This window comes from Salibacter halophilus (genome assembly GCF_008806325.1).
Taxonomy (GTDB): Bacteria; Bacteroidota; Bacteroidia; order Flavobacteriales_G; family Salibacteraceae; genus Salibacter; species Salibacter halophilus.
This window is the reverse complement of record NZ_WACR01000001.1, coordinates 137,721-159,327: the sequence shown is the minus strand read 5'-3', so window position 1 is coordinate 159,327 and position 21,607 is coordinate 137,721. Positions and strand designations below refer to the sequence as shown.

Below are 21,607 nucleotides of genomic sequence, written 5' to 3'. Positions count from 1 at the left end.
CTTACTTGTTGATGGTTTTATTGAAAATGATCTCAACCCTGGTTCCGCCCGACTCATCTCCTTCGTAGAGATCTGTGATATTGAGCTCTATTTGATCGCTCGTTTCATTGTTGAGTAACGATAATCTTTCGTTTAGTGCTTTTGTTGCAAATGATTGATGCTTAAAGCGCGATTTATTGATGTCAGCAGATGCTTTTCGGCCTATTCCGTTATCTTCAATGATGCACTTGATTCGGTTTTCATCGAGGTTTTCAAATCTGATCGATAATTTTCGATTATCAGATTTGTGAAGCAATCCGTGCTTTATACTGTTTTCAATAAACGGTTGAAGTAGCATTACCGGAATGTAGCTCTCGTAGGGATTGATTTGCGGATCAGTGTAAATAGAATACTCAAGTGATTCTTCAAACCTGAGGTTTTCCAGTTTTAAATAAATCTCAAGTGTTTCAATTTCATCTTGCAAGCTGATTTTTTCATTCTTGCTCTGTTCAAGGTATTTGCGCATCAAATCAGCAAAATCGGCAAGGTATTCGCTGGCGATATTTTGTTGATTCGTAATGATAAATTCCTGAATTGTATTGAGTGCATTGAACATGAAATGCGGATTCATTTGCGACCGAATAGCTGATATTCGGGCTTTATACACTTTTCTTTCGAGGTCCTTTTTGTTTTGGGTAAAAGCATTTTTTTGTCTCTCGTTGTGCAGGAACCATCTAAAGAAGAGCAATAATACCGTTACTATTGAGCCAATCAGCAGTACGATGAACCACCAGGTTTGATAAAACGCTGGCTTAATTCTGAAACTCACACTTTTTGGATCTGAACAATAATTGTCTTCATTGCAGGCTCTGTACTCCATTGTGTATTCACCGGGTGCAAGTCTGGAGAACTGGGCCTGAGGTGCATCGCTCGTTGTAGATGTCCAACTAGGCTGTATCTCTTTGAGTCTGTATTGATAGGTTAGTGACTTTTGACTCCTAAATGAAATGGCGTTGAAGTGAAACGTAATGTTGTTTTGATCGTGACTGAGCTTATTCAATTTACCGAGCGGCTGAGTTTTATCAAATACCTGAATCTTTGAAAGCTCGACAGATGGTTTTATTCTATTTTCGGTCAGAACCGAACACGGGAACAGCTGAATTTTATGCGCTCCTACAGCGTAAACGGTATCGTTCACGATAAATAAACTGTTGATGTTATCGCGTTGCAGGCCATCATGGATATCAATTGTTTCAACACTCTCCGTGTCAGTATTAATCCTGTAAATGGCTTTGTTGTTGAATGCGAATAAGTAATTTTCCCATTTATCAAAGCCATCAACAGTGGCTGGTAAATCGAGAGATTTCACCACACTATCAAATTCAATTTTTAGTAGTTTTCGCTCTTTTGTTGCTACCCATGTGCCATTCTCAGCAGGGTATAAGGCTGATGTGAGAATCGGTTTTTTGTCGTGGAATACTTTCAATTCATCATCACTATTGTGATAAACATGCAAACCATCAATATAATCGACATAGATATACTTTCTCTCTTTTGATATTCCTACATTCAGCGCACGTTTGTTGCGGAGGTTAATTTGGTTCTTCTCTGTCCAGCTCTTTTTGTTGTCAGAACTCAGGTTATCAAAAACCGGATAAGGCCTTTTCGATAAGTTGTGGAGTTTGCAACCAACAGATGTTGAGCTTAAAACAGTATTTTGATCAATGAAAACCGATTGCTTAAACCTGCCTCGCTGCGTTTCATTTTGGATGTACTTTTTTTGTTTTAAATCATAAAAACCAGATTGTGTTCCTATGTATATCCTATTTCGAATAGAGTCGTAAAGCATTGAGGCTACCGGAGTATTGTTGGCTAATAGCTTCGGCTCTGACCGATACGGATATTCCAGTTTATAAAACTTACCCTGTGAAGAATTGAAGTAGATATTTTGGTTTTTATCCTGAACAGATTCGTAAATGTCATCATCAGCAATTTCGCGGTGTTGAATATTTCGATTGGGAACGATCATGATTCCCTCTTTTAGCGTCCCAATCCAAAGGTTACCCTCATTGTCCTTTTCTAAACATGAATGGCTGTAGTTTGACAGCAGTTTTTGCGGTTTGTTCTTGTCGAGCAGTATTAACGATTGCTTGGTAAGAAGAAATAAATCTCCATTGATTTTTTGAATAGTATTAAATTCGTAAGAGCTCGTTGGGTGGGTGAGAATGGTATCAGCGCTTTGGGTTAGAGTGATGAAATTCAGTTTTTTATACGTTACAGAAATTGTGGGTTTTTCATCGATATACATCATCCTCACCGTTCCAAAAACTCTGTCTTCTAACTCATAACTCCCCAAAGAATCAACCTGAGCTGTTTTTAGATTTATCAACCATTGAATTAGGGTATTACCTCTTCTCTCAAATACATGAATCTTTCCATCTTTTTCACTTTGAGGGGCTATGATCTCCGTTTTTTGAGAGGTGTAGATGTTTGTTTGTTCTTTGGTTTCAAACTGGAGTTTAGTAATTATTCTGTTTCGGTTACAGGAGTAAAATACATTGGGAAATTCTGACAGGTAATAGACAGCGATAAAATCATTATCCTCTTCGTTTTTAACCACCACTTCGATTGAATCGTTTATCAACCTGAATAATTGACCACCAAAGTTTGTGAACCAAATACCACCTGCAGTATCTTCTTTGATGTTTGTGTACTCACTGTTATAAAGTGGGTGGTTGTGATGTTTAAACGATACTCCGTTGAAATGAAACAGACCTTCATCTGTTCCAATCCACATATGTCCGTTTTTGGATTGTTCAATGTCATAAATAGTGTTGACATCAAAATCGTATAGTTTGTTGAAGCTGTAGTGGTTGTATTGCTGGCTATATCCGGCAATAGTAGAAATCAAAATGATACTGAATATGTAAATCAGCTTTTTCAAATTGACGATACGATTTGTAAAAACTCTTCGCGTTTGTCTTTTGAGATTGGCAGAACGGCATCATTTTCCAAAACGATGTAATTACCGTCTCTTCTCACGTATTGCTTGAGGAAAGTGAGATTGAAAATATGAGATCTGTGCGGGCGGTAAAATGTTTTTCCAGATTGAAGAAGGTGCTCAAAAAACTTGAGTGGCTTGGATACAACAAGTTTGTCACATTCATTTTGATAAACGTTTGTGTACATACCATCAGCTTCCAGGTGAATGATTTCTTTGAGCGGAATAAAAATGATCCCATCCTGAACGGGGAGACCAATCTTATCAAAGTTTTGGTTTTGAAGAGAGGTCTTCAATTCTTCAAGTCTCGTTTGAATATCGTTTTTATTAAAGGAATCCTGAACGCGTTCCACAACCTCTTTGAGTCTTTTGGGGCGTATTGGTTTCAAAAGGTAATCGACAGCATTCATTTCAAAGGCCTGGAGCGCATAATCAGAATAAGCTGTAGTAAAGACAATTTCAAAATCAATCTCTTCATCGTCAAAATAGTTGAGGATTTCAATGCCCTGTTCCCTGGGCATTTCGATATCGAGAAATACGAGCCTGGGTTTTTCTTTTTTGATCAGATCCACACCACTTTTGAGATCATCTGCCATGAAAATATCTTCAATGTCGTTACAATTTTGTTTGATGAGATGTTCGAGCAAGCTTCGCGCTTTGGCTTCATCATCGATGATGGCTATTTTCATTTGCTTCCTGATTGACTTCAGTCAAAAGTAATGAGTTTTAGGTTAAGAAATTTGGTGGGTTGCTGAAAGGGCAATTTGGATGTAGGAACAGTGCCGTCTTACTTGTGAGTTTTTATGGAAACAAAAAACCTCACATCATGACGATGGAGGTTGAGTTGTGGAGCCGGAGGGTGTGTTTTAATGCAAACATTGGTAAAGAAGGGATTGGAAAATTGTGCAGTGCTGATATCATAACAACTTATTCAGCGCTTGAATTATACTCTGCTTTGATATGGAGCATATATGAAGTATCTTTTGGCTGTGAGTAAGAACTTAACTGATAGTAATACAGGAGCAATAAGAGCAATGCGAGGATTTCGCTTGCAAACACTATTTACTGTTCGGGAAATACTTTCAAATCTAGACAGCGGACTAGTTTACGAACCCGAAGGGTTGGAAGACTTGGACGTTAGCAATTTGGACAACAAGCTGCAACAGCTTGTACAGGTAAAGAGCACCAACGACATGCTATACCTCGCTGATATAACTAAAAGCCTTCTGCGCGCAGCTAAAGTTTATGAATCAGGTGAATCGCCTCAATTAAAAGTTGTGTGCTTTGGTAAGATCAGCAAAGGGCTAACCGACCTCTTTTCTCCTTCAACTTCCGAGAACGAATTCACTGCCCGCCTTGCCGAACTCGAAATCAATTCACCTGAACTAATTCCGCTAAAGGAAAACACTTCGTTCATTTCGGTAGATGAAGAAACCTATATCGATGACGTCATTCGCCTGATTCAGGAACGAGCATTGGCATTGAATCCGAACACGGGAATAGACCTTTTGCATCAGTGGGTTGCGAGAATTGCTGAAAAAGGAGGAACCATTTCGCAAGAATCGCTGCTCAACCAACTCAATTCCATTGGAAAGTTTGTAGCTGAACGCGAAGATTTTCACCAGCATCTGCACCGGACAATTCGACCCGTTCAGGATGTTGAGATAGACACCCTTTCAATGCCTGAACTCGAAAATGGATTTCACAAAGGTGTAGGAGCCACATATAAGCACATTTTGGCTGGTCTCGATGTGTCTCGCGAAACCAAAATGGATGAGGTTTACGAGGCATTTCAGCATCAGCATGTTGCCATCATACACGGAGCGTCAGGACAGGGAAAAAGCACGCTTGCATACCGATTTATCAGACAACACTACAGGGGCATAACCTACGAAGTAATGCCTCTAAGCTGGAAGGAAACCACAGAACAAATTGCCGCACTGCGCGCAATTTCCAGTTCATTGGATTTCCCGCTACTCATTTACATAGATGTAAAACCCGGCAATACCAATTGGGTCGAATTGTTGAGAGATTTTGTTGGCTCGAATGCCTTTAAGTTTCTCATAACAATTCGTGAAGAAGACTGGAACAAGACCCCAAACAAAGGGGTGCATTTTCAGTTTGGAGACGTTGCGCTGGAGCTTCACAAAACAGAGGCAGAGAGCATCTATGAAAGGTTAACACAGCGTGCCGTTGACAAACACCACACCGGATTCGCAGAAGCCTGGATAAAGTTTGGAGAGCAAGGCCCGCTGTTAGAGTTCACCTACTTAACCACACAAGGGGAAACCCTGCGCGAACGCATCCAATCACAATTAGACCGCATCGAGAAAGAACAACCCCGGTTAATTCCCCTGCTCAAGATTGTAGGGTTTGCCGATGCAATGGGAGCTGGTATTCAGGCATCAAAAATTACTGCCTCCAGTATCGTTACGGAATTACGGCTGGCGGTTAAAACACTGGAGCGAGAATACCTTTTGCGATATTCCGATGAAGAAACCACCTTAACCGGTTTACACCCCATCCGATCCGGTATCATATCCGAGTTGCTTCATCTTGACAAACAGGAGTTAGCCGCAACAGCGGAGCAATGTACCAGCTTAGTAGCTGAACCAGACCTCTATATTTTCCTCGTTTCCGTTTTTAGGTATCACACAAGTACCCGTGAACGAATCATCAACATCCTGCCTACCATCAATTGCAATACATACACAGGGTGTGTTAACGTGCTAAACGCGCTCATTTGGATAGATGTAAAATCACTAATCGAAGACCATCAAGCCTTATGGGATGAACTATATGAACAGGATTCGTTTCTGCTCCACGTTCGCACCCATCTCGACTTTACGGGTATGTTGAACGATATGCCACTTTTCCCAGAAAACGAGAACTTCCAAAACGCGAGGACTACCGTAATCCAAAAACTGGAAGAGCATCAAATTTCGCAAGAGCGTATTTTCAACCGAGCACAACAATGGTTAGTCAATGCAGGCATTCCCGCTTCAAACCTCGACACCGATCAAGAGGCGAGTTCTTTTGGCGAGCTGCTTTTTTGGACAGCCCGATTAGCACCCAATAAAGAAATTCATCTGAACCGGGAAGCCATCATAGCTGCTGTTAATCAAAGATCACTTGGAGCAGCTTCAAGAGCATTATTCGGTTTACACGCAATTTCAGAAGAAGGGAAAATCATTGCTTTTGATGCTGAACCCAACCTGTTACAGCGCATTGGCCCGGAACTAAACGTGGCCTATCTCGAAAGATCAGAAACAAGTGTAACGGCTCATTTTCTGCTCGATATTTTTAAAGATTTTGATTCCGGTGAAAACATAGCCCATCAGCGAAAACTGGAAATAATCGACATTCTCCGCTATGCACTTCCCTACCTCGATAGTCACGGAGCAAAAGGATACGGCCACAAAACAAATTTCATCGAATCAGACTTCGATGATTCCAGCGCACAAATCAAACAACAGAACAACCCTATTTACTGGCTAACCTCAATCAACTCGCTCATTCTTAATCTGCTGGTTTACGAAAAACGTCCAGAAACATGGGAGGAATTTGTTGCACACACCCTTAAAATCAGGAGTGCATTTTCGAGCTATCTGCAGCAGATGGTCAGTGTATTGGAGGAACATTTCAAAAAGAACCGAAGTCGTACACCAATCGTCCAATTTGCCACCGAAGCCATAACCTACAACACCTATCAAATAGAATACGAAATACTCTTTCCAAAACCCATTTCAGACCCTACCGGAAGAGTGTCAGAAGATTCCAGCAAAGACCACAAACGCGAAGACCAAAACGACACAGCAGAAACCTCGCTGCTTACCGATAGGTTTCGCGATTTTAAGGATGCGCATAAAAACTACTTCTCATCGTTAAACGCTTTTAATTGGCAAAGCCTGCGTACAATATTCGACCGTGTAGGTATATCAATCGAAAAACAAAAGCAACTGCATCGGATGTCGCTGGTTAATCTTATACAAGCCTTCGATGCACTAAATGTCTATCAAGCAGCCTTTACCAAACACTTCGAAAAGTATAGCAACCCACAAACACTTCGAGAACTGGAAAATAAAGAAAAGCAAGCCATCACAGCACTTGCCTATGGCTGGAAGCACTTCGTTTGCCCCATGCAACAGCTACCCAAAAAATTGGCGAAAGAAGGGCCGAAAACCTTCGAAAAAATTGAACGTGATTTTCTAAAGCGACTGAACAAAACTTGCCAAAAGAAAACAGACGAAGCGTTGAACTCTGTTGACTTTTCTGCCCACACGGAAGCACATCCAAGAACCGTTATCATCCATGCTGATTGCATTAACCTGCTCGATACTTTTACGGCATTGGAATTGGCGATAAACATCCTGTTCGAATCCGTTGGCTCCTGCCCATATTTGAGTTTTAAACGAACCGTATTGGATCATCAGTTCGATGAATATTGGATTGTTGTATCACAGCTTGGTGAAGTTCCCGCTTATCAAGCCTACAAATTCAGCATGTTCGATCTCGAAAAGGGAAAGCTGGAAGAAATACCTTCCTACCGCTGGATACCCGTCCCTGTTCCCGCAGAAGCATTGAAACAAGCCAATATAAGGCTGTTTCAGCGAACCGAAGAGATTGAGTTTGCCCAATCCCTGCTCGACCGTTATTCCACGCTCACCATAAGTACAGGAGTACTGAGTCAACTTTTTGAACTCTCGGGCAATGCCAATCCCGAATCAGACACAAGTGTTCTCGAAAGCTGGCTAAACACCTTGATTGAGGATACTGTCAATACACATTCAAACCTTGTGGAAGACTTAATGACCGTGTTCGACAAGTACAAAGATTCCGAAGATCCTGACAAGTTGGATTTTGTTCAAACCATAGCTTCCGTTGTTCCCGCGTTGTCCCCCACTGAAGAAGGTGAAACAATGGGGGACACTATTGCCGAAAACATTAATACAATGAAGAACTGGCAAGCGCGGTTAACCGAATGTGGAGCGCAGGTAATGTTGATTTATTTGTATCTACTGGTCGAAGCCACCTCCCTCGAAGAATTGGAATAGGATGTGTCTATTCAGTTTAAGTTGACCATTCACTATTTTTATTTACTTGAATGCTATTTTAATCACTTACACGAGACCTTAATTTAATACCATGTTATCTAAATACTTTTTAAATAACATTATTATCGATTGTCTTTTACTGTTTTGAGAATAGAGTTTGAAAACAAAAAACCTCACATCATGACGATGGAGGTTGAGTTGTGGAGCCGGAGGGATTCGAACCCTCGTCCAAACAAGGAATAGCTATGCCTTCTACAAGCTTAGTTTGTCATTAATTTTCGTCTGTAGGCCGGTGACAAACAACCTATCTACAGCTTATCCCGAATTGAGTTTCGAAAGCAAAACCGGGCATTCTACTTTCTATCCCAAACTTATTGGTGCCCCGACTGGAAAAAGTGTTGGGAGAACTCTTTCCCGGGACATCTCGTCACCTCCTCTTTGGAGTGTGATGAAGGTAATCAGTCTTGGACTAGATTACGCAGCGAGAGCGTAATTATTTTCGCCATTTAAAAGTGTGAAGAACGTTTTGACTGGCTTTTCTTCAACGCCAGGCTTGCTTACATAACCGATTCGTCTTGCTGTCAAAACCAGTCGGCCCCATGTAAATGCAGTCTGCAAATGTATACAATTCTGCTTCTTGCTCAAACGCAAGGTTAGCCGGCTTTGTTTCCTATCTTTGGGCAAAATCGAATTATAATGGCCGCTGTGAAAATTGGAGTAATCAAAGAAGGAAAAGTTCCACCTGATAAGCGAGTTCCGCTTACACCCACTCAATGCAAGAACATTATCGATTCTTATGGTGATGAGGTGGATCTGACCGTGCAAAAAAGTGATGTGCGCAAGTTTACTGATTTTGATTATGAACGCAAGGGTATTGACGTTGTGGATCAAATGCACGATCGCGATGTACTGCTTGGAGTGAAAGAGGTTCCGCTGGAAATGCTCATTCCGCAAAAAACGTACTTCTTCTTTTCACACACAATAAAGGAACAGCCTTATAACCGCGATTTACTCAGAACCATTCTCGAACGTAAAATCACGTTGATCGACTGGGAGTGTTTGACGGATGCTAAGGGCTCTCGTCTCATCGGTTTTGGCCGATATGCCGGAGTGGTAGGGGCTTACAACGGGTTTAGAACTTATGGTTTGCGCTACGGACTCTACAATTTAAAACCGGCTCACGAATGTGCTGATAGAGCAGAGATGGAGCAGGAGCTGGAAAAAATTCAGCTACCCAATATCAAGATCGTGCTAACGGGTAGAGGCAGAGTTGCTCACGGAGCCATGGAGATCATTGATAAAATAGGAATCAGGAAGGTTGATCCAACTGATTATTCGAATCGTGATTTTTCAGAACCGGTTTACACGCAACTAGGTGTGGAGCATTACAATCGCAGGAAAGATGGTGGTGAGCGTTCACGAAAAGACTTTTTCAAAAACTACCGCGACTACGAAAGTGATTTCATGCGCTTTGCCCGCTCGACAGATTTTTTCATTGCAGGTCATTTTTACGCTGAAGGCTCTCCGTATCTTTTTACTCGTGAAGATGCTAAGGACAAAGATTTTAGGATTAGAGTTGTTGCAGATATCAGTTGTGATATTGATGGTCCGGTTGCTTCAACGATTAGGCCTTCAACAATTGTCGACCCGATTTACGGTTACAACATCGAAACAGAAGAAGAGGATGATTATCGCGCTTCAAATGCCATTGCTGTTATGGCTGTTGATAATCTGCCGTGTGAGTTACCACTCGATGCGTCACAGGACTTTGGCGAAGAACTGATGAAGCATATTTTGCCACTAATAATCCGCGGAGATAAAGACGACATCCTCGAGCTCGCTACAATTACGAAAGACGGTGATTTGACAGAAAAATACGGATACCTTCAGGATTACGTTGACGGCAAATAATCAGAGTTTTATCAGGATCTCAACTTCCACGCGTCTTTCCCTGTCTAAAATTGGATCAGATGCGTACTGTTCACCAAAAGCCTGAGAGAAGATAACTCGGTTGTCAATACCTGCCGATGTCAGGTAATTTCTGATTTCCTGTACGCGCTTTTGAGAGAGCGTTAAATTCAGCATAGAATTACCAGAGCTGTCAGTATAACCTGAGATGAAAATCCGGTAAATATTTTGCTTTGATACATCATTCAAAGCTCCTTTTAATTTTGATAGGTTTTGCGGCTCTTTCTTCCCGGGATCATAAAGCAAATCGATACGAACTGTATCATAAGCCGGTTTTTTAGTGACTTTTGGTTCAATTTTCTCAACCGGTTGAGGTTGTTTTTCCACTTTTTTAACGGGCTTACTTTTAGCATTTTTCAATGCTTTGTTCAGGCTCGATACAGTATCGTTGAAGTTGATGTTTTGTTTTTTGTACTGCAGGAGAAGGCTGTCATACTGAAATTGCGATACCGCTTTTTTTGACTTATAATTCTCACGATCTATTCCATTTTGAGCAGTAGTATCGATCAGCGCATCGAGCTCCTTTTCTACAGCCAGGTTTGCAATTGGCTCATCCGTCAACGCTATATCGTGAAGTATAATGAACTCTTCAACCAACCCTGAGTCTGATGAAATCGTATCAAACTGAGTTTGCATAACCGTATCGTAACGTGTTTTTCCAGATGGCAAAGGAACAGGGATAACCGTAGTTCCTCCGTTTCTCACACGCGTAACATTCTTTTGTCTTCCTTCTTTAATAATGGTCTTTTGAGAGCCTAAAGCATTGTTGAGTTGAGACTGTAGGTTCTCGATTTCAGTAAGTAATGAATCTTCATGAGATGCTTCTTCACTAACGATATCTTGAGAAGTATCTTTTTTATTGAGCAAACTATCTAACTTTCGACTCATCAGTTGTTGTTGAGCCTCTAAATTTCTAATCCTGTAAGATTCAGATAAATACTTGATAGAATCACTTTTTTGTACAACAGATGTATCGCGATAAATTGTTGATTTAACAGTTTGCACTCGTTTTGAAATACTGTCAAATCTCTCGTAATTAGCGATCTGTGTATCAGGCGTGAGAATAATAATCGGTCCTTTCCTGGCTGAGGTTGAGTCTGAAGTTAATGAAGTATTTTGAGCTTTTTCTTCGGTCAGAGCCGAACTATAGCCTGCCGAGTCTTTCGAGTCAGAATCATCAACATAAAGCGAAACTTTTCCGGTGTTTTGCACACCGCAAGCAACCAATAGAATCGATAATATGAAAATAGAAAATAGTTTCCTCATCACTTTTTCACTCCCATCCATAAGTTGAGTTCAAGCGCTAAACCAGCGGTTGGCAGGAATGTAATTTTTTGAAAATCCTGAATACCGTCCTCGGCCAGGATGAGTCCGCCAACATTTAAACGAACAACTTTGAAAAGCCTTACACCAAAGCCAGTGTAAACCGGAATATTAACACCCGGAGTAACAAACTCAGTTCCGCTGGCATCTCTTACAGGATCGAAGAGAACCCCCATCGAGTAGCCAAATGAATCGAATAATTTGGCTTTTTGAGCGAGTGTTGTTTTAGCTGCAAATGGAATAGTAAAACCAACTCCCGGAGTAAAATTGGTGTTGTTAACTGATGCGTTGTTTATCGTTGTGGATTTATTCCACGCGTACATTCCGGCATTTACCGGTAGGCTGAATCGTTCCTTATCTGTTGGGACTGATTCCACTGTGACGCTTCTGTATTGTTGAACAACATCAGAGTTGAGAAATTGATCTACTTCACTCATCACAAGGTCAGTGAGGTGATTTACTTTTTTATCAATGAGTTTATTCGCAATACTGTCACGCATTGTTGTTTTCTTCCTGCTGAGGAACTTTCTAAATTTAAAATCGCGATCATTTTCCAATTCGCTCAATACCAATTTACTCGGTGCAACGTACTGCAGTCCGTTTTTTGATACCTGATATTCAAGTGCTTTATCAATTAGCTTTTCTAGTCCCCGGTAAACATGTTTTGGCTTTTCAACGCTTACTTTTTTGCCATCAAACTTGTAGTTGTTTTCTAGGTAAAAGTGAATGCGGTTCCTGAGGTTTTCTCGCAACTTTTGTTTTTGAGTACTCGTCAACCGCTTGTAAGTAATGATCTTGAAATCGTACTTACTATTTGATTTAAGTACTGCGGGAACTTTAATACTAAATGTTTCTGTTTGGTTCTGATCGTAACGATTCCAACTGTAACGATGAAGCTCGGTTTCAGAACCTGACGGGAAAATGGCAACTTCAACGTACTCCACGTTTTTCAAGACTTCACCCTCAACGAGAAATGGTTTGTCAAAGGGCACTGATGGAGAGTTGACAAATGATCCTGATTCAAAGTTGACTTTCACTACGCGTTCTTGCGCTAGTGAAGTTGACACCATTACAGACAGGATTAATAAAAAGAAAATATTCTTCATGATGATAAGATTCAAATTCTTGTAGTGCAGTAATATATAAATCTGCTTACAATAAGACAAAAGGGGAGGTGAAAAGTTTAGATTCAGGCAGGTTACTGATTTTTCAAGTTTGCTATGGTCTGCCTGGGATCGTTAGACTTGAATACAAAGCTCCCGGCAACCAGCGCATTAGCTCCTGCATTGACAAGGTCAGGTGCGTTTTTGTCATTTACGCCACCGTCAATTTCTATGATGAGGTTTGGGTTTAGCTCATCAGCCATGGCTCTGAGCGTTCTTACTTTGTTGAAAGTATTTTCGATAAACTTTTGTCCGCCAAAACCCGGGTTAACGCTCATGATCAGAACCAAATCCAGATCGGGTAAGATGTCGCGAAGTAGTTCCACGGAAGTATGCGGATTGATCGAAACTCCGGCTTTCATGCCATGATTTTTGATTTCCTGGACAGTTCGGTGTAGGTGAGGAGAGGCTTCCAAATGTACGGTCAATATATCTGCCCCGGCATTTTTGAAATCTTCAATGTAACGTTCGGGCTGAGTGATCATCAAGTGCACATCAAAAGGTTTTTTTGCGTGCTTCTTGATGGCTTTAATCACTGGCATCCCGAAAGAGATGTTAGGCACAAAAACTCCGTCCATTACATCTATATGAAACCAGTCGGCCTGGCTTTCATTGAGCATTTCAGCAGCATTCTGGAGATTAGCGAAATCGGCTGCAAGAATTGAAGGAGCAATGATTGGAGTTTTCATGTTGTCAATTTTGCGGCAAAAATACGCATTGCCGCAAAACTTATCCTAAAAACGATTTTAAGTTAGATTGCTTAAAACGGATTTATTAGTTCAAAAATCACTAACTTAGTCAGTCAAACGAATCATACTTTATGGAAAAAAGTGAATGGTACAATAATGAGATATTAGTTGATCTCTTACTTTTTTTAATTTTTCCAATAGGTCTTTATGCCGTTTATAAGACTGATAAAATTAAAATGAATGCGACAAAAATAATCTATAGTTGCATTGGTTTCATTTCATACCTTACAGTTATAGTTACGTTGATGAAAGGATAAATCTACTTATCCTAAAAACGATTTTAAGTGTACGTTTCTCGACATCACCTTGAGTCTCCTCAATGCTCGTTCTTTGATTTGACGAACACGTTCGCGAGTTAAGGCCAGCATATCACCAACTTCTTCGAGCGTATGTGATTCGTCACAACCAATTCCAAAATACAATTTGATAACCTGAGCTTCACGTGCTGCAAGGAGGTTGAGAGAATGTTCAACTTCCTCTTTGAGTGAATCGGCAAGGAGTTGCTTATCAGGACTACCATCTTTGGCTTCAATCCGGGCGTACATATCGCGTTCATCACTGTCGTCTCCTAAAATGGGTGCATCCATTGAGATATGACGGTTGTTGATACGCAATGATTGTTTCACTTCAGCCTCAGATATTTCGAGCATATCGGCAATTTCACTCGTAGAAGGTTTTCTTTGATGTAATTGCTCGAGTTCTGAATATGCTTTATTGATTTTGCTGATTGAACCAATTTTATTGAGCGGTAAACGAACCATTCTCGATTGTTCAGCCAATGCCTTTAAAATTGATTGTCTGATCCACCAAACGGCATAAGAAATGAATTTAAATCCGCGTGTTTGGTCGAAACGTTTTGCTGCTTCGATCAATCCGAGGTTTCCTTCATTGATCAAGTCGGGTAACGTCAATCCCTGATTTTGGTATTGCTTGGCAACCGATACGACAAACCTGAGATTTGCTTTCGTGAGTTTTTCGAGTGCTGTTGCGTCTCCCGCCTGAATGCGTTGAGCTAACTCAACTTCCTGATCAGCACTCAACATGGTTTCTTTTGAGATTTCCTGTAGGTACTTATCAAGCGAAACCGACTCGCGGTTAGTGATTTGCTTTGTGATCTTTAACTGTCTCATAATCCTTTCCTTTTACTCACGCTAATTCTTTTGAGCTGGCTTTCAGGGTAAGAAAGCCGGGAAAGGCTCGCATTATTATAGACGCAAAAAGCCCCAAAGAAGTTTGGGGCTTTTCACAAAAAATTAAGAAACAGTACTTAGAAAATCCTTAGTCTTTCTTTTCAGGGCGCGGGATAAGCACCTTTCTAGAAAGTTTTAATTTTCCTGTTTTTTTGTCTTTATCGATGATTTTCACTTTCACTTCATCACCTTCTTTCAACACATCTTCAACTTTATCGATGCGTTTCCAGTCGATTTCAGAGATGTGAAGCAATCCGTCTTTTCCGGGAGTTACTTCAACGAAAGCACCGTAAGGAGCTAACGCTTTTACTTTACCCAGGAATTCGTCTCCAACTTCAGGTACCTGAGTAATTGACTTGATGCGTGACAATGCCTGCTCCATTTGGTCGCCATTCGTTGCCATTACATCGATTACACCTTTGCCGTCAACTTCTTCAATGACGATGGTCGTTTCAGTTTCTTTCTGGATTTCCTGAATGATTTTACCACCTGGTCCAATCACTGCACCAATAAGATCTCCCGGAATTGTCATTTGAACAATGCGCGGAGCATTTGGTTTGAGCTCTTTATTAGGCTCGCTGATTGTCTCATTCATCTTGTTGAGGATGTGCATGCGGCCTTCTTTAGACTGCTCTAGAGCTTTCGTTAAAATCTCTTCGTTCAATCCTTCAACTTTGATATCCATTTGACAAGCTGTAATTCCGTCAACGGTACCGGCAACTTTAAAGTCCATGTCACCGAGGAAATCTTCATCTCCGAGGATATCAGAAAGTACAGCATAACGATCACCTTCAGAGATCAAACCCATTGCGATTCCCGATACAGGTTTCTTAACCGGAATACCGGCATCCATCATTGCTAGTGAACCTGCACAAACAGTTGCCATTGATGATGAACCATTTGATTCAAGGATATCTGAAACAACGCGAACTGTGTAATTGTAATCTGAAGGAACCATTCCTTTCAATGCACGCATTGCGAGGTTTCCGTGTCCAACCTCTCTTCGTGAAGTACCTCTAACAGGTCTCGCTTCACCAGTTGAGAAAGGAGGGAAGTTATAATGTAGAATAAAACGTTGGCTATCTGTAAGGAAAGCGCCATCTACGCTCTGCTCGTCAAGTTTGGTTCCGAGCGTTACAGTTGTCAAAGATTGCGTTTCACCACGAGTAAAGATAGAACTTCCGTGAGTTCCCGGTAGGTAACCAACTTCTGTCCAAATATCGCGAATTTCATCCGTTTTACGACCGTCAAGACGAATACCGTCATCGAGCACTACAGCGCGAACTGCTGCTTTTTTCACCTTACCGAAGTAAGTGTTGATGAGACCGCCTTTTTCTTCGAGCTCTTCTTCTGAGAATTGCTCTTTGTATTCGGTCAGAACCTTATCGAATTGCTCGCTGCGTTCCTGCTTAGATGTAGGAGTTTTCGCAATCTCGTGAGCTTTGTCGTAAAGGTCATTTTTAACTTTTTCTTCGAGCTCTTTGTCGTGAGTCTCGTGTTCGTATTCTCTTTTGGTATGAGATTTCTCAACCTGAGAAGCCAATTCTTTTTGAGCCTGGCATTGCTCTTTAATTGCGTCATGAGCAAACATGATCGCCTGGATCATTTCCTGCTCTGAGATTTCATCCATCTCACCTTCAACCATCACAATGTTGTCAGAAGAACCGGCAACCATCATGTCGATATCGCTCGACTCGAGTTCTGACAGTTTTGGGTTGATCACAAAGTTTCCATCGATTCTACCAACACGAACTTCAGAAACCGGTCCGTTAAATGGAAGATCACTCATCGCAATTGCTGAAGATGCAGCAAAACACGCGAGAGCATCAGGCATAGTATCTTTATCGGAAGATATCAATTGAACGAATACCTGCGTTTCAGCGTGATAATCATCAGGGAACAATGGACGTAGAGCTCTGTCGATCAAACGAGCTGTTAAAATTTCATTTTCTGATGGTCTCGCTTCGCGCTTGATAAAACCACCAGGGAACTTACCGGTAGATGCGAACTTTTCGCGGTACTCTACGGTAAGCGGTAAAAAGTCAACGCCTTCAGCTGCTTCTTTTCTCGAAACAACAGTAGCTAAAAGCATAGTGTTACCCTGCTTGATGACAACTGAGCCATCAGCCTGCTTGGCTAATTTGCCCGTTTCAATAGTAATTTCCTGACCTGCTGTTGTAAAGGTATGTTCTAATCCGATTTTCATTATACGTAGTATCTTTTAAAAAAGAAAGGCAATTTTGCAATTGCCTTTCCTGTAAAATTATTTACGAAGCTTCAATTTCTTGATAATGGCACGATATCTTTCAATATCTTTAGCCTTTAAGTAATCGAGAAGTGAGCGTCTTTTACCAACGAGTGTGATAAGTGCTCTACGAGTTGAAGCATCTTTTTTGTTGTTCTTTAAGTGCTTTGTTAAATGGTCAATGCGGTGAGTGAACAATGCAATTTGACCTTCAGCTGAACCGGTGTTTCCTTCAGAGCCACCAAACTCTTTAAAAATTTCTTTTTTCTTTTCGCTTGTTAAATACATGCCAATATTATTTAAATGATTTTTATGTATTTCGACCGTAATCGAAGCCGCAAATATAGATAATTTAAAGCGACTGTTTTTGTAATTTCTTAATTTTTAAACAATCTCAGTGTCTGAGAGAGTTTATCGCGTAGTTCACGCCTATCGACAATGAAGTCGAGAAAGCCATGCTCGAGCAAAAATTCAGATGTTTGAAAACCTTCTGGCAAATCTTTACCGATTGTCTCCTTGATTACTCTTGGTCCGGCAAAGCCAATAAGAGCGCCCGGCTCAGCGATGTTGATATCGCCTAACATAGCAAAAGATGCCGTAACACCTCCGGTTGTTGGATCAGTCAAATAGCTGATGTACGGAATTTTGTGTTGAGACAAAAGAGTAAGCTTAGCTGATGTTTTTGCCATTTGCATGAGTGAAAATGCAGCTTCCATCATACGTGCACCACCTGATTTTGAAATAATCATCAATGGCGTTTTGTGCTTGATGCAGTAGTCTATACTGCGGGAAATCTTTTCACCTACTACAGATCCCATTGAACCACCGATGAATTTAAAATCCATGCAGGCAATCATCAACGGCTGACCGTCAACTTTTCCGTGTGCGGTTCTGATAGCATCTTTGAGACCTGTTTTTTGCTGAGAAGCTTTAACTCTGTCAGTGTATTTCTTCGTATCTTCAAACTTGAGCGGGTCACCTGAAGAGAGTGATTTATTGATCTCTTTCATTGTTCCCTCATCAAAAATGAGATTGAAATACTCGTCAGATCCTATGCGCTTGTGGTAACCGTCAGCCGGTACAACATAAGCGTGCTTCTCGAGTTCTGACGTTTCAATGATGTGTCCTTTTGGAGACTTGAACCAAAGACCGTCAGGTGTTTCTTTTTTATCTTTTGTAGGGGTAGTAATACCCTTTTTAATTCGCTTAAACCAACTCATAATGAGTGTATTTTAAGTGATACATGAAATCGAGACGATTTCTTTATGCGATCGTTACCTCGCTTTCAAGGTAAACATCCTGTACAGAGCGGATGATTTCAACTCCTTCTTTCATCGGCTTTTGGAAAGCTTTGCGACCGAGAATCAATCCTGATCCACCAGCTCTTTTATTGACAACTGCAGTTTCAACAGCATTTGCCAAATCTGAGTCGCCTCCTGAAGCACCTCCTGAGTTGATAAGTCCTCTGCGTCCCATGTAGCAGTTTGCTAGTTGGTAACGACAAAGATCAATCGGGTTGTCTGATGTCAAGTCGCTGTAAACCTTGTCGTGTGTTTTGCCAAAGTTTAATGCTTTGTAACCTCCGTTGTTTGTCGCGAGCTTTTGCTTGATGATATCAGCACCAATTGTTACACCAATATGGTTTGCCTGTCCTGTAAGATCAGCTGAGGTGTGATAATCTGTACCATCTTTTTTGAAGTCGCTATTGCGGAGGTAGCACCACAGGATAGTAGCCATTCCAAGTTCGTGAGCGCGCTCAAATGCGAGTGCGATTTCCTGAATTTGGCGATCACTTTGTTCAGATCCGAAATAGATAGTGGCACCAACTGCTGTTGCACCCATCTCCCAGGCACGCTCAACCGTACCAAACTGGATCTGATCAAAAGTACTGGGGTAAGTGAGTAATTCGTTGTGATTGATCTTAACGATGTACGGTATTTTGTGAGCGTATTTCCTCGCTGTAGAAGCCAACACGTCAAAAGTTGAGGCAACTGCGTTACAGTCTGCTTCAATTGCGAGTTTTACGATATTTTCCGGATCGAAGTAAATTGGGTTTGGAGCAAACGATGCTGCTGCCGAGTGCTCAATACCCTGATCAACCGGTAGTATAGAAAGGTAACCAGTACCTGCAAGTCTACCGTGATTATATAGAGATTGAAGACTTTTTAATACTTGAGGATTGCGATCGCTGTTTAAAAAAACGCGGTCAACAAAGTCGCTTCCCGGTAGGTGAAGTTGTTCTTTTGAGATTGTTTTTGAAACGTGGCTCAAAAGATTATCGGCCTTGTCACCAAGGAGCTCCTGAATTTTATTAATCGCTGACATATGTTAGGTATATCTTTGTTGATTTGCTTTGAGCCGACAAAGCTAAAAATAAATTGTTAAGGTGTTTGCAAATTTAGAATCATGTAAGTGAAGAGGTGCAGACTAAAAAGGATACCCAATTCCTAAGTTAAATGTACTCCGCATATTGTAGTTGTTTTGATTGGCTTCATTGTATAGGTCTTTGGATTGAAAAATCCATCTTTCTCCTTCAGCCAGAGCGGGATCTCGCATTTGCACACCCCAATCTAAGCGGAGTAGCAGGAAGCTGAAATCAAAACGAAAACCAATTCCGGTTCCGACCGCGATTTCTTCATAAAAACGGTCAAATCTAAAAATTGATGATTCCACCTGTTGATCTCTTTCCAGTACCCAAATATTTCCCATATCGGCAAAGAAGGCAATTTCAAACATATCAGTCAATTGGGCTCTGTATTCAACATTTGCTTCTAGGAGAACATCTCCAACCTGATCAATGCCTGCTGTTACAGAATCTGGAGTTGAACCGGGTCCAAGGGAACGAGCTGTCCATGCTCTTATATCGTTTGCTCCTCCTGCAAAAAAGCTTTTGTCGTAAGGCAGTACATTTCTGTTACCGTAAGGCACACCAACTCCGGCATGGAACCGATAAGCCATTTTGCTGTTTTTTGTGATGTTGTTGTAGACTCTAAAATCGTTGGCTACTTTGACAAACTGTGCGTAGCGAATACCAAAGAGCTCGTAGTATTCTCCGTTTGTTTTATTTAGTCCGAGCCAATCGCTGCTCTGGGCGAGTAAATTACCGGCTGTTTCAACCGTTACACGATTCCAAATAGCGTTTTGATTTTTGCGAAGGTTTTGATTGGTCCAGGTGTAATTAAATTTACTACCTGCAATCAGGTGGTCACTGTAGGTGTTTAGTAGAAACGGGTTTTGAAGATCTCGCAATCGCTGATCAAAATAATCGCGTTTATCAATTCGGATAATCGATAAGTTAAGAGGATAAAAAGCGTAATCATTGCTGTTTTTGGTGTTTCCAGACCAAAAATAGGCGTAAGAGGTATTGATCAAGTTACGCGTAAAGTCGGGGCGTCTTTGGTAATTGAAGTTGAGGTTGACATTGGTTTTAGGATTCTTGTAATTAGGTAATTCGTAACGGTAAACATTTTTTGGTAGAAGTAGATCTGGTAGGTAGAGTGATGTTTCAATACCGTATTCTGTTGTGTTGAAAGGTGAAATTCGTTCTAGATTTGATCCTTGCGTTTCCTGATCTCCTTCAACAGGGTTGTTCGTTTGTTGTGCTTCAACACCACCTCTGAGCCTAACCCGAAACATTTCGGCTCCTTTAAAAAGGTTCCTGTTCGTGTAACCTAGATTTCCTGAGACACCGAGGTTACCACCAGTATTGGTTCCTTCAGCTTCAGCTGAAACAGATTGTCGCAGAATAGGGGTGAGGTTGATGTAGCAGTTTAAAAGAGCTGTATCATTACCGGCTTCTTCAAACTGAATGTTGATAAACCTGAAGTTATTAAGAGATGAAAGACGGTCGTAAGTATATTCCTGCCTGGATTGTGAGTAAAATTCATTTGGCGCAATGTATATCGCATCGGCTAGCACTCTTGGTTTGTAATTGCTTTTTTTGGTGTTGACGAAGTAGAGATCGTCATACTTAACCGTGTCATTTGTTACTGATTGAAACTCTGTGGAGTAGTTAGTGTTAATATACACATTTTGTACACGGTATTTTTGATGCATTTTTTCTACTAGCGTATCTTCTCCTGATGGGAGTCTTTCTTCTGTGACGGGGTTATTGACTTTTTGCCTGATGTAAACGCGGTGGTTACCTATTGTAGAGTCGACTTCATAGGTAACAAAATTTTGATTAAAGTAATAGTAGCCTTGATCTCTCATCGATTTTGTGAGTCGCTGTCTCTCGTCATCAATTTCTTCCAGACTAAAAATAGCACCGTTTCTCAATGAAGTTTCTTTTGTCGCCTTTTTAATAGCAGGTAACAAATCCTTGTCATCTATCGAGTAAGCAACCTCCTTGATTTTATAAGGCTTTCCTGCTTTAATTTCATATTGAACCGTAACTTTCCTGCTATTCGTATCTCTAACCGGTTTAGCTGATACGCGATTGTTGAAATACCCGTTATTTTTAAGGAAAAGGCTCAAATCAGTTACTGATTTATTCATGAAAATAGAATCGAATACAACTGGAGCATTTCCTATCTTATACTTGATCCGATGAGATAGAACTGGATTGAACTCTTTTGGCTCTTTTCCTTTTTCAACTCTTCTATCGTTTCGTTTTTCCAGTCTTTTGCGTTTCCTTTCATTTCGCTTAGCGACTTTGGCAGAGTCAAAAAGGTTGTAAACGAACAGGTTAAAACGGAAAAGTTCAAATATTTTTTTGTTTGGCTTTTGCTTGATTACGGCCTTAATCTCATCCTCGTCAACAGTTTTAGCATTGTTTTTAAGTTCGTTTTTAACGAGCAAATACTTGTCTTGAGGGACATACTTGGTGCTGTTGCAGGCTCCTAACGCAATTGTTAGAGCAATCGCCAAAAGCGTATATTTTACGTAGTAATTCAAGCCCATGTGATAGATTTGCAAAACTAATGATTAAACTGT

The 21,607-nt window shown here is 40.9% G+C and carries 13 protein-coding genes and 1 other RNA gene; 2 read left to right on the top strand and 12 right to left on the bottom strand.

Annotated elements, in window-relative coordinates; genetic code table 11:
* Window position 1: 1 nt before the first annotated feature.
* A complete protein-coding gene (locus tag F3059_RS00775) occupies window positions 2-2,923 on the bottom strand; it encodes a sensor histidine kinase (RefSeq protein WP_151166022.1) in 2,922 nt (973 codons plus the stop codon).
* A complete protein-coding gene (locus F3059_RS00770) occupies window positions 2,920-3,669 on the bottom strand; it encodes a LytR/AlgR family response regulator transcription factor (RefSeq protein ID WP_151166021.1) in 750 nt (249 codons plus the stop codon). Before F3059_RS00770 ends, F3059_RS00775 begins: the two co-directional genes overlap by 4 nt.
* Before the next feature lie 282 nt (window positions 3,670-3,951).
* On the opposite strand from F3059_RS00770, the gene F3059_RS00765 reads away from it, so the two are divergent.
* Window positions 3,952-8,034 (top strand): hypothetical protein, encoded by a 4,083-nt coding sequence (locus F3059_RS00765; RefSeq protein ID WP_151166020.1) that lies wholly within the window; start codon window positions 3,952-3,954, stop codon window positions 8,032-8,034.
* 198 nt (window positions 8,035-8,232) lie between these two features.
* Here F3059_RS00765 and ssrA read toward each other — a convergent pair.
* Window positions 8,233-8,633: a transfer-messenger RNA gene (gene ssrA / locus F3059_RS00760) on the bottom strand.
* Window positions 8,634-8,730: 97 nt separating this feature from the next.
* Here ssrA and F3059_RS00755 point away from each other — a divergent pair.
* Window positions 8,731-9,945 (top strand): NAD(P)-dependent oxidoreductase, encoded by a 1,215-nt coding sequence (locus tag F3059_RS00755; RefSeq protein WP_317132334.1) that lies wholly within the window; start codon window positions 8,731-8,733, stop codon window positions 9,943-9,945.
* Here F3059_RS00755 and F3059_RS00750 read toward each other — a convergent pair whose 3' ends face one another.
* The 9 genes from F3059_RS00750 to tamL form a co-directional block, all read right to left on the bottom strand.
* Window positions 9,946-11,289 carry an OmpA family protein gene (locus F3059_RS00750; protein ID WP_151166019.1) on the bottom strand — a complete coding sequence of 448 codons (1,344 nt, stop codon included), beginning with the start codon at window positions 11,287-11,289 and terminating at the stop codon, window positions 9,946-9,948. It lies immediately after the preceding gene.
* Window positions 11,268-12,431, bottom strand: coding sequence for a hypothetical protein (locus F3059_RS00745; protein WP_151166018.1), 1,164 nt, complete (start codon window positions 12,429-12,431; stop codon window positions 11,268-11,270). Before F3059_RS00745 ends, F3059_RS00750 begins: the two co-directional genes overlap by 22 nt.
* A 92-nt stretch (window positions 12,432-12,523) precedes the next feature.
* Window positions 12,524-13,177, bottom strand: a complete 654-nt coding sequence (rpe, locus tag F3059_RS00740) for a ribulose-phosphate 3-epimerase (protein WP_151166017.1) — start codon at window positions 13,175-13,177, stop codon at window positions 12,524-12,526.
* A 323-nt stretch (window positions 13,178-13,500) separates the two neighbouring features.
* The gene (locus F3059_RS00735; protein ID WP_151166016.1) at window positions 13,501-14,367 is read right to left on the bottom strand and encodes a sigma-70 family RNA polymerase sigma factor; all 867 of its coding nucleotides are present in this window, start codon (window positions 14,365-14,367) and stop codon (window positions 13,501-13,503) included.
* A gap of 148 nt (window positions 14,368-14,515) precedes the next feature.
* Window positions 14,516-16,633 carry a polyribonucleotide nucleotidyltransferase gene (locus F3059_RS00730; RefSeq protein WP_151166015.1) on the bottom strand — a complete coding sequence of 706 codons (2,118 nt, stop codon included), beginning with the start codon at window positions 16,631-16,633 and terminating at the stop codon, window positions 14,516-14,518.
* A 57-nt stretch (window positions 16,634-16,690) separates the two neighbouring features.
* Window positions 16,691-16,960, bottom strand: coding sequence for a 30S ribosomal protein S15 (gene rpsO / locus F3059_RS00725; protein ID WP_151166014.1), 270 nt, complete (start codon window positions 16,958-16,960; stop codon window positions 16,691-16,693).
* A gap of 89 nt (window positions 16,961-17,049) precedes the next feature.
* A complete protein-coding gene (accD, locus tag F3059_RS00720; protein WP_151166013.1) occupies window positions 17,050-17,892 on the bottom strand; it encodes an acetyl-CoA carboxylase, carboxyltransferase subunit beta in 843 nt (280 codons plus the stop codon).
* Between the two features lie 43 nt (window positions 17,893-17,935).
* Window positions 17,936-18,997, bottom strand: coding sequence for a class I fructose-bisphosphate aldolase (locus tag F3059_RS00715; protein ID WP_151166012.1), 1,062 nt, complete (start codon window positions 18,995-18,997; stop codon window positions 17,936-17,938).
* 102 nt (window positions 18,998-19,099) lie between these two features.
* Window positions 19,100-21,574 (bottom strand): translocation and assembly module lipoprotein TamL, encoded by a 2,475-nt coding sequence (tamL, locus tag F3059_RS00710; RefSeq protein ID WP_151166011.1) that lies wholly within the window; start codon window positions 21,572-21,574, stop codon window positions 19,100-19,102.
* Window positions 21,575-21,607 lie beyond the last annotated feature (33 nt).